Below are 9,634 nucleotides of genomic sequence, written 5' to 3'. Positions count from 1 at the left end.
GGTGCCCACAGTGGGGTTCCATCGGGCCCGAAAAGCGGTGCGCCGTAAGGCGGTGCACCGGGATAGGGCACGGGGCCGATGGCCGGTGGCCCCGCACCGTAGATGCGCGGCGGTTCGGGGACAGCCTTGGTCACCGGGAAGTAGTTGAGTAGCCACGGGTGAGCGATGCCGGGATTGGGCCGCAAGTCCAAGCCGGTCCCAAATCCGGTGTCGGTCACCAAGTATCGGATCGGCATGTTCAGGTCCGGACGAGGTAGGCCGTTACAGCCCGGCTTGCCGTCGGGGCCGCCCTTGGCCCTGATGATCGGAAGGTTGTCCGGGTAGCGATAAGGGTCGGTGGCGAACCCCAGCAGCGAGGCGTCGGTGACCGTGCTGAACCCGTTGGAGTCTGGGCTGCCCTTGGTGGCCAGCCAGTCGAGACCTTGCAGGAGGCAGGTGTAGGACGGATGGTACTTGTTGAGCAGGCCTGTGGTCGCCGGTAACTTTGTGTTCGCTGCGACGAAGTCCGATTGGGTGCGCCCGAATAGATCAATACCGGTGTCAGCCAGTCCAATCGCGGCCAATAGTGCCTCGTCGAGGTCCTTGGCTTGTCGTGTGATGGTCGAACTCGTGGTCGTCGTCGCGGACAACGCAGAGATGAGGTGCTGGCTGGCGGCGCCATAGGTGTCGGTGACGGTGGCCGCCGCCTCGAGGTCGCGGCGCAACGTGTCGCTGCGGTCGTTAAGGGCGGTGACCACGTCCAGAGCGGCGGTGGTCGCCGTGCCCAGCCGCTCGCCTTTGCCCCTTAGAGCATCAGCCAGCGTGGTCAACACCGCATTGATCTTGGTCGGCTCAACCTGAGCGAGTACGCTCGTCAGGTTCTCGAAGACGGTGTTGACCTCAGTGGTGACGTTTCGAGATGGAATGACTGACCCGGCGCTGATGGTGCGGCGTTCCGGCTCTGCGGGCGGTATGAGGTCGACGAACTTCGCGCCAAATATCGTGGTGGCTCGAATCTGCGCCTGGACGTTGGCCGGAATGAATCGGACCTGATCGGGATCGAGATCCAGCCGTAGCGAAACCCCGCCGGGCCGCAAGGCCACCGATGCCACCCGCCCCACCTGAATGCCTCGAAGTTTGACCTTTGCACCGGGATCCATGACGAGGCCCGCGCGATCGGAGGTGACGGTGATCGGGACCGAGGACACAAGTTTCCCCGAAAATGCCAACCCGACCGTGGTGGCGAAGGAGGCCACAATGAGTATGAGAATGAGAGCCCACCACCCCGGGCCCAGCCTGCGACGACGGTTTGTCATGTCCGCTGCCGACAGTCGACGTTGGCCACCACACTGTCGTTCAGCCGCTTGTTGTCTGCTGCAACCACGGGTGTCAACGAGGCTGCGGCATGGGGTGACCACGCGTGCGAAGACAGGCTCGCCGGATATCGAAGAAGCTGAATCACCGCCATGTCAGATGGGCTCGAATCCAGATATCAGCCAGTGGCCATCGACCTTATCGAGACTGACCTTCGCCGCGAACGAGGTGTCGGTGGGCGGTCTCGTGCCCACGGTGACGTTCTGATTGACGAACACGAGCGTCTGCACATGCGTGGGAGCGGCCTGAATGACCGCGACCGCACGCACGTTCACCAGCGTCGAGACTTGATAATGCTTCGCGCCGGGGATCGCGACGTCATTAATGAGCTTGGTGTACTCGTCACGAAACTCACCGGTGAGTCGGCTGCGTGCGGCCTCAAGGTCCCTGTCGACGGAACTCGCCTGGTACTGGAACAACGCGACCGTCCCGTCGCGAGCGACGCCGGTTGCCTCGATGCGGGCTTGCTGCGTCGCGGCTGCGGTATCGCCGACGAACTTGAAAAATCCAGCGGCACTGCCCACACCAATGGTCAGTAGGGGCAATGCGGTAAACACGATCAGCCGGTAAAGACGCTCTCGGAGCGCCGATCTTTTGGCACCGTCGGTTTCGGCCTCGGCCTCGGCCTCGGCCTCGGCCTCGGCCTCGGTGTCGGTGGGCGTGGCGGATTCTGCGGACTCGTCGCTGTTGGACTCATCGAGACAGGCCGGCTCTTTGGCTTCGTCGTTCGAAGCAGCACTTGTCGCAGCGGAATCTTGGTCCAAGCGTGCAGAGTCCGTAGCAGTTGACTGGCGAGCGGTCATGGGACGAACTCCACATTCGAAATCTTCAAGCCCCCATCTGGCATCTTCTGTACCGAGAGCCGCACACGCCAAGAGCGGGGCTGCTGCTCGGGCGGGGCGTTGGCAGCGGTAACGTCCACCGACATCGCGACGATGACTTTTGCCACGTGACCGTCGTTAGATTCCAGGCCCGCAGAACGGATCGTGGCCACGGATTTCGATTGAGCCTTGTGCACGAAGTCGCTGAACGCGGGTGACCGCTGCTGAAAGTCATTCAAGAAGGCGCCTGTCGACGAGTCGACGATGCGCTGGACGTCGGCTTGAACGTGCGTCCAGTCGATATTCGCCAGGTTGAGGGCTGACTGGCGAGCGACGTCTACGATCCGAGCTTGCTCCTGCTCGATCCGATGTGTGTCATAGGCTCGATATCCGGTCCAGCTAGCCGTGGCGGCGACCGCTGCGAAAAGGATGACCGATACGAGCGAGGCGACGCGCAGCTGACGTCGTCGTTGTTGACTCGCCTCGGTCGCCCCGGCCGAGGGGCTCTCATCGTCGACGAGGTCCGATTCATTTGTCGGCTCGTCGGTCTGATCGTCTGAGGTGGTGGTGGGTTGCGGCGCGGACACCAACTTGTCGGCGGCGCCGTCCGCAGCGGTGGGATCGCCCGCGGCGTACGACGGGTCCAACGCAGCGTCGGTTGAAGAGCCTGCGGCGGAAGGGTCGCGTGATTCTGCGCAGTCGGCGTCCGCCGTCGCGACGCCGAGGTCTTCCCCGCCAGACGGGCTGGTCACCCCGAGCGGCCGATTGCGGCGCCACTTTGCCACTTGCCCCACCTCCTTTGGTTCGGGCTCGCACATCTGCGCGACAGGAGACGACTCCCTTGGCAGCGCTCAGTGTCGCGCGTCGCGAACCGCGCGAACGCCGGGTCGATCGGCATCCAACGCACCGTCTCGCCGACGAAACCGCGCACCAGCGTGGGATCGGCGGTTAACCGGGCCAGCCAGTCGGGCCGTTGCAGCAGAGTGAGCATGGTAATGAAGCTTTGCTTCCAGGTGGTGCCTGAACCGGCGGCCAGAAGAAGTAGCGAGAACAACTGCACCTCGCCATCGGAAAGCCGATGCCGGCTACCGTCATCATCGGCGTATTCCTCGGTGACGAGCATGCTGACGAGGTCGTCGCGGGGTTCGGCACGGCGGGCCTCGGCGATCGGCGCGACGATACCCATTATGACGGCGACAGTTCGGACAGCAGGTATGCCTGGTCGATCGCCATGTCGTCCTGCGCCAACCTCGCTAGCGTGCGCACGGCGCTGACCTCGCGGACAGCGGTCTCGACAAGTTCTTCGCGGTGGTCGGCCAGCCACTGCGCCATGGTCATCAGCATCGAAATACGCTGCGTGCGTGAGCGATCGCCCATACGTCGGTATCGAAGGAGTTGCGCGCCGCGGCGATGGCCGTGTCGATCTGCCCGTCGTCCGCGGTCGGAACGCGGGTCAAGACCTCTTCGGTCGCCGGGTTCTCGACCGGAAGCGGGGGGCCTCGGCAGACCGTCGATCACCAATCGGTCGGTTTCGAGAATTCCTGCCATGAAAGCGTCCGGCCCCTCCAAAGTTCATCCCTGCTGCTGGTATTTCAGCGTACAAGATGCCATTTGAGCACAGTAGCTGCCAAAATGGCTCTGTGCAACAAGATTCGAGAAGATTGGTGACATGCTGACAGATGGTCGGCCTTAGCTCGGCTGGCGTGCGCTGGGTTCCCCTTCGATCCTCGGCCGGCCGACCGGCGGATCGTCAGGATGGCGATCGAACGGCAGCGGCGAGACGGCTACACGCTTTGATCGCCAGCATCCGCGGCGAGTGTCCCCGATTGCTGCTCGCCCGACAGGTTGGTCGCGTCCGCGCTATTCGAGCTCTGGTGCACCACCCGGCAGCAGCGGTTGGACGTAAGTGATGTCCGGATGCAGCAACTCCAGCAGGCCATCGACCCGTGGGTGTCGCCCACGCTTGCTCAAAGGAGGCCAAATATTCGGCGACTGAGGTTTGCTCTTCTTTTTACAATTTCCGTCATACTGATCTGACTGCGGGGCAACAAGGTGGGGAATTCGGCGATTTCCCACTCGCGTCGATGGCCGTCGCCCTACGCGTGCGGTCGATGGCGTGGTGGAGAAGGTCCTGCGCGAACCCGGCTTCGACGTTCGTGCGTGCGGTGAAGACCTGGTCGCCATCTTCGGCCGTGTCGTGGCGGTGAACCGATGAGCCGGATTGTCATCATCGCGGTGGGTAGCCGTGGCGATGTCGCTCCTCTGACCGGGGTGGGCGCGGGCCCGGCGGCAGGCCGGATACGACGTCGCCATCGCCGCCTACACGCCCAGGGCGATCGTCCATTAGCCGTCGGGCGCCGGGCCTGCGCGTGAGGCGTCCACGCCGCTAGAATCCAGTCGCCGTGCCGCGCAATGAGCGCAGGCACTGTCCAATGGTGACGGTGAAAGCAAGGGGGTCTTGGATGTCGGACCTCGACAGCTCGGCGTCGCACGTGATTGATGACCTGCCCGGCGCGCGCCGAGATCTTTATCGGCAGCAGATCCTGGCGGCCGCCGAGCTGGAATTCGCGAGGTCCGGCTTCGACCAGACCAAGGTCAATGCCATCGCCGAGACCGCTGGCGTGGCTCTGGGCACCCTCTACAAGTATTTCCCCAGCAAAGCGGCTATCTGGGATGCGCTCAACTCGCAACGGATGGATGAGTTCCGCAGCGCCGTGATGACGTTGATCGAACCCCTTGAATCTCCCTTCGAGAAACTTCTGGCAAGCGCGCGAGCCGAGGTCATGTTCCTTGCGAACCATCCCAACTTTCTGGAGTTGCACCTGACCGGAGGTCTTAGTTGGGGGACCGCGGTCCGCGGTGAGCACGCGCGGCGACACGCGTGGCAATCTGGCATGCACCTGCTCGGCAACCTTGCCGACGAAGCTCGGCGCAGAGGTGAGATCCGGGACCTCAGACCCTCGATCGTCGCCTCGATGATCATTTCGACGCTGCAGATCTGGATGACGGAGTGGGTCAACTCGAATCGGGATCGACGTGCCGACGCCGTTGCAGACGAGGTCGTCGAACACCTGCGCATTTGTTTAGCAGCGGGTGGCTGAGGACGACGTCGTCGCCGGGGCCGGCGAGGCAGTACAACGCCGGTAGCCGCTGGGCATCCCCAGGTTCGGTCGATGAACTTCCCTGCTGTGATGCATTGCGTGCGGCGAAGCCGTAACTCTATGATCTGTAGAACGCGATTCTAGTTCCAAGAATCGTGTTCTACGAGAGAGCCTGCGGACCTGTGCGGCCCGGTGAGCGTCGGGCCGTGACCACGTAAAGGAGACCGATGACTACGAGCGCTTCCCCGACGAAGCATGGGGTGTTCGACCCCAAGGTGGAGTCGAGCAGCCCGATCGTGACCGTGCCGCGCTCAAGGCCACTGCGGCTTACGTGGCTTCTCTTATTCGGATCCTTCGCCATCAGCTTCCCGCTGTGCATGGTGTTGGTCTTCGAAGTTGGCTTCGACCGACGCCTGGTCGGCAGCATCATGTCGGTCAATGGCTGCATCGCGTACCTAGGGGGGTTCGCCGCGGCGTTCCTGCCCTACCGTTCGTTGCGAAACTGGACTCCTTTTCAGCGACTGACCGCAGCCGTGCTCACCTTCATGATTTCTGCGCGGGTGACGAACCTGACGTGGGAACTGCCTTGGTTGTTCACCCACCCATACCTGCCGGGCCACCAGAAGGACATGTGGGCCTACCCGTGGTACGTCTACATCGACGGCGGCGACACCAAATACCTCACGGCCCCAGCGAATCTCGTGGCGCTCGAATGCATTTCCGTCACCAACGCCTGCATTGCGGTCACCGGCTTGATACTGCTCTTCCGGTCGAAGTACACCAATTCCCGTGGCACCCTGTTGCTCATGTCTGCAGCGGTCGTCGACCTGACGATCACTATCTATTACTACCTACGGGAAATCATCGGTGGCTTTCCCTCCGTGAACACCAGTAACTTCGTGGACCTGTGGGTGAAGTTCATCGTTCTCAACGGTCTATGGCTCGTTGCGCCGTGGTTTACCTTGATCTGGGGATGGAAGATGCTCAACAGGCAGTTCGACTTCATGCTGACCGGACGCCGATTCACGTGAGTGATTGACGTCACTGGTGTCTTCTACGGCAGTAAGTATGCGATCCGCCCGTTCAAGAAGCAGGCGAGTGGCGGGGTCATCCTCAACACTGGTTCGGTGGCGGGCATGGTGGGCTTCGGCAGCGTGCTCTACGTACCTTGCTGTGAGGCTAAGCGCGGTGGGGGTTCCGATCGCCCAATGGAGAAGGACCGCAGGAGAGAAATGGCGCGGACAGACGACGACACCTGGGATCTCGCGTCCAGCGTGGGCACAACGGCGACTCTTGTCGCTGCAGCGCGTGCGCTAGCCACCAAGCAGCCCGATCCGCTGATCAACGACCCGTACGCCGACGCCCTCGTCAAGGCCGTCGGGCTGGATTCCTGCAGTCGGTTCGCCGACGGCGCGCTGGGTGAATCGGGGGTGGACCTGCGTCGCTTGTGTGAACCGATTGTCGTGCGCACAAGGTTTTTCGATGACTTCTTCACTGTGGCCGGCGAGTCCGGTATCCGCCAAGCGGTTATCTTGGCCTCCGGTCTCGACACTCGGGCCTACCGCCTGAAGTGGGCCGCCGAGTCCATCGTCCTGGAAATCGACCAGCCACGGGTCATTGAGTTTAAGACCGCCACGCTCGCCGCTCTGGGAGTCACACCGGCTGCCGATCTGCGCACCGTCGGCGTCGACCTGCGCGGTGACTGGCCCCAGGCGCTGCGCGCCAGCGGATTTGACGCGACCCGACCGACGGCTTGGATCGCCGAAGGCCTGCTCATGTATCTGTCGCCGCAGGCTCAGGACCGCTTGCTGGACAACATCACCGCCCTGTCGGCGCAGGGAAGCCGCCTGGCAACCGACGATATCGATTCGACGGCCATGAGCGGTGACTGGGCCAATCAACTCACCGGGCGTTTGAACCGGGCCGGTAGCAACGTCGACCTCACCGAATTGTTTGACCCGGCCGAACGGAACAGCGCCCGGGAGTACCTGGCCACCCACGGCTGGCGCGCATCAGTCATCTCTGCCATAGATGCGTACGTCGCCAACGGGTTCGCGCCGCCGGACGACGAACCGGGCCCACCGACCGGTCCGGGATACATCACTGCCGTGCTGGACTACTGATGCGACAGGGCTGCGAAAACCCAGGTGCTTAAGACCGTGAACGACGCTCCTATGAGAAATTCTAGTTTCGGGAGTCGTCACTACGGTGCAGTAAATTGCAACGTATTCAAGACGGTACCGCGAATCAAAAGCAGGAGTCACCAGAGCCCTCTGGCCTGACCACGATCGGTTGATCCGGGTGATCTGTCTCCGCCGTTTCGAGCCGGTTATGCGAGTTGAGGGATCGAATAGGTGGACGTTCAGAGCGTTTCGAACTCTGTGGGACTGATGTTACCGAGGTAGCTGTGGCGCCGTTCGACGTTGTAGAAGTTGTCGATGTAATCGGCCATGGCGGCGGCTAACTCGATGGTGGTGGCCCATCTTCGGGTGTTGAGCAATTCGACCTGCATCCGCGCCCAGAATGACTCCATGGCCGCATTGTCGAAGCAGTCGCCCACGGTGCCAAACGAACCGAGCAGGCCCCATCGTCGCATGTTCTCCCCGAAGCTCCAAGACGTAAACCGGGTGCCGTGGTCAGCGTGCAGAATCGTTGACCCACTTCGTGTTCGGTTATCCGCCGCCATATTGACCGCGTTATTGACCAGTGCGGTGTCAGCGGTCGTCGAGAAGGTGCGGGCCACGATCATGCGCGAGAAGCAGTCCAGGATCGCGCAGCAGTACACCTTGCGCACGATTGCCGGTAGAGAAAAGCAGGCGAAGGTACGTAAGTTGCTGATGTGCGCGCTTAACCGAGCTCAAGGTTGCATGCTATTCGGTCGGCGCCGGCTGGTCCTGCGTGATGGGGTTTGATGGAATGAGAACTGGAACGCAGCCGGACCTCCACAGAAACCACAATAAACGAATTCGATCGGCCCCTTTCAGATGAGCCCAGTCTCGCCGCCTGAGCCAATCACGCCACGAGCGCGTCTGATTGCGGTGGTGTGCAGCGATTTCGGGGCGGCAGCCGCGGTACGACGCTGAACTGCGCCGCGAGCGAGCAGGTCGGCTTCAGCGCGAGCGGCGGTAAGCCCCTGGACCGTTGGGGCGGCGCATCCCGGCAGCCTGTGCCTGGGCGGCGGTGGCGCGGTCGGCGAGTGTTTGCGACTTGTCGCGCCGGAGCGGCGGTCCACGGTAGTTGCTATTTGATGGTGTGGGCGTTGAGTCAGATTCCGGCGGCCGGCTCGCCGAGTCGCAGTTCGCGTGCCGTGGTGGTCGCCTGGTCGGCGGCTTGGACTACCCGTCGACCGAGGGTTTCCACCTCCTCGCCGCGCATCGGGCGCATCGAGCCGAGCACCATGAGTGAGGCGGCCACGGCCCCGTCCGCGTCGAACACCGGGGCCGACAGCTGAATGAGTTGGGTCTCTGTGTTGTGGTCGAGCTGGGTCGCGAGGTATTCGCTGTGGCGTAGCTGGTCGATCAACTCGTCGCGGGTGCGGCGGTACGGTTCGGAGTCGGGGACTTCCAACAGTTCTTCGAGGACGCGTCCGAAGGGAACTCCGGGGGTAGCGAAAACCGAGAAGCTGTAACCGTGTCGGCGGGCGAACTGCAGGGACTGACGCCATCGCTCCGCCTCGGCCTGGTGCGTTTCTGACCCGCCGCGTTTCAGCCAGTGCTCGCTTGTTGCCGAGTCCCATGCCACAAAGACCACTCCGAAGGGCGGGGTCAACGGGATCGCCTGACCGACGCGTGCCCGGAGTAAGGTGGCGGGTCCCCGGTCGAAGACGGTGACTGCCCTCGCCTCCCCATCAATGATGGTGGATACCACGACGCAGGCCTGGAGGTCTCGCGCGAGTCGGTCGGCCTGCCGGTTGGCCATGTTGAGCACGGGGTTAGTGGCCTGGGCCGCGCTGGCCAGCGCCAGGCAGGACGCACCCAGTTCGTAGCCCATGTCGTGGTTGCGGCGATTCGCAAAGCCTTGTTGAGTCAGCGCCTGCAGGATCGAATCGCAGGTGGCCCGGGGGATGTTCAGGGTGCGTGACAGCTGGGAGACCGTGTGGGCTTCAGAGGGGTGCTCGGCCAGGTACCAGAGCACCTGAGCAGCTCGCTGTACCGCCGGTGACGGATTAATGGGCAAGCGAGCAACCTCCAGATGTCGAATGCGCCGAGCCGCAACCTCAAAACCCAGTGCCCAGCGATGCTGCTGAAATACTAGCGCATCTCGGGGGTTTGCGCTTGCCGACGGTCAGGGCTCCCGGCGGCCGAGGCCTTTTTTCCAGCGCCCGCTGAGTCAGGTCCCTGCAGCGTTGCAGTGCGTGCG

10 protein-coding genes and 1 pseudogene are annotated in these 9,634 nt (G+C 62.9%); 3 read left to right on the top strand and 8 right to left on the bottom strand.

What is annotated here, in order from left to right; translation table 11 throughout:
- The 6 genes and pseudogenes from A5753_RS02155 to A5753_RS25130 form a co-directional block, all read right to left on the bottom strand.
- Window positions 1-1,235, bottom strand: a 1,235-nt coding sequence (locus A5753_RS02155; protein WP_231989965.1) for an MCE family protein, incomplete at its 3' end; no start/stop codon positions are given.
- A gap of 213 nt (window positions 1,236-1,448) precedes the next feature.
- Complete coding sequence (locus A5753_RS02150) at window positions 1,449-2,117, bottom strand: hypothetical protein (protein ID WP_067122808.1); 669 nt, start codon at window positions 2,115-2,117, stop codon at window positions 1,449-1,451.
- A 35-nt stretch (window positions 2,118-2,152) separates the two neighbouring features.
- Window positions 2,153-2,761 (bottom strand): Mce protein, encoded by a 609-nt coding sequence (locus A5753_RS24495; protein ID WP_197694557.1) that lies wholly within the window; start codon window positions 2,759-2,761, stop codon window positions 2,153-2,155.
- 161 nt (window positions 2,762-2,922) lie between these two features.
- Window positions 2,923-3,360 (bottom strand): cytochrome P450, encoded by a 438-nt coding sequence (locus tag A5753_RS02140; protein WP_067122805.1) that lies wholly within the window; start codon window positions 3,358-3,360, stop codon window positions 2,923-2,925.
- Complete coding sequence (locus A5753_RS24185; protein WP_156655882.1) at window positions 3,360-3,518, bottom strand: hypothetical protein; 159 nt, start codon at window positions 3,516-3,518, stop codon at window positions 3,360-3,362. Before A5753_RS24185 ends, A5753_RS02140 begins: the two co-directional genes overlap by 1 nt.
- Window positions 3,512-3,652 (bottom strand): annotated as a pseudogene (locus A5753_RS25130) (hypothetical protein); the annotation flags it as partial. The gene A5753_RS24185 and the pseudogene A5753_RS25130, both read right to left, overlap by 7 nt.
- A gap of 984 nt (window positions 3,653-4,636) precedes the next feature.
- On the opposite strand from A5753_RS25130, the gene A5753_RS02130 reads away from it, so the two are divergent.
- From A5753_RS02130 to A5753_RS02120, 3 genes are all read left to right on the top strand, one after another.
- The gene (locus tag A5753_RS02130; RefSeq protein ID WP_082971126.1) at window positions 4,637-5,275 is read left to right on the top strand and encodes a TetR/AcrR family transcriptional regulator; all 639 of its coding nucleotides are present in this window, start codon (window positions 4,637-4,639) and stop codon (window positions 5,273-5,275) included.
- A gap of 260 nt (window positions 5,276-5,535) precedes the next feature.
- A complete protein-coding gene (locus tag A5753_RS02125; RefSeq protein ID WP_231989964.1) occupies window positions 5,536-6,306 on the top strand; it encodes a hypothetical protein in 771 nt (256 codons plus the stop codon).
- A 201-nt stretch (window positions 6,307-6,507) separates the two neighbouring features.
- Window positions 6,508-7,398, top strand: coding sequence for an SAM-dependent methyltransferase (locus A5753_RS02120; protein ID WP_067122814.1), 891 nt, complete (start codon window positions 6,508-6,510; stop codon window positions 7,396-7,398).
- 239 nt (window positions 7,399-7,637) lie between these two features.
- Here A5753_RS02120 and A5753_RS02115 read toward each other — a convergent pair whose 3' ends face one another.
- Window positions 7,638-8,072, bottom strand: coding sequence for a transposase (locus A5753_RS02115; protein ID WP_369829284.1), 435 nt, complete (start codon window positions 8,070-8,072; stop codon window positions 7,638-7,640).
- A 467-nt stretch (window positions 8,073-8,539) separates the two neighbouring features.
- The gene (locus tag A5753_RS02110) at window positions 8,540-9,451 is read right to left on the bottom strand and encodes a helix-turn-helix domain-containing protein (protein WP_197694555.1); all 912 of its coding nucleotides are present in this window, start codon (window positions 9,449-9,451) and stop codon (window positions 8,540-8,542) included.
- Window positions 9,452-9,634 lie beyond the last annotated feature (183 nt).

Origin of the sequence: Mycobacterium sp. 852002-51971_SCH5477799-a, assembly GCF_001667145.1 — a bacterium.
GTDB lineage: Bacteria > Actinomycetota > Actinomycetes > Mycobacteriales > Mycobacteriaceae > Mycobacterium.
Note: the sequence above shows the minus strand (reverse complement) of the source record. Positions and strands in the feature narration are given on the sequence as shown.

What these genes read in the sequence shown, in the direction of transcription:
- A5753_RS02140 (WP_067122805.1), bottom strand. Translation starts at nt 3,360, where the DNA reads ATGGGTATCGTCGCGCCGATCGCCGAGGCCCGCCGTGCCGAACCCCGC.
- A5753_RS24185 (WP_156655882.1), bottom strand. Translation starts at nt 3,518, where the DNA reads ATGCTGATGACCATGGCGCAGTGGCTGGCCGACCACCGCGAAGAACTT.
- A5753_RS02130 (WP_082971126.1), top strand. Translation starts at nt 4,637, where the DNA reads ATGTCGGACCTCGACAGCTCGGCGTCGCACGTGATTGATGACCTGCCC.
- A5753_RS02120 (WP_067122814.1), top strand. Translation starts at nt 6,508, where the DNA reads ATGGCGCGGACAGACGACGACACCTGGGATCTCGCGTCCAGCGTGGGC.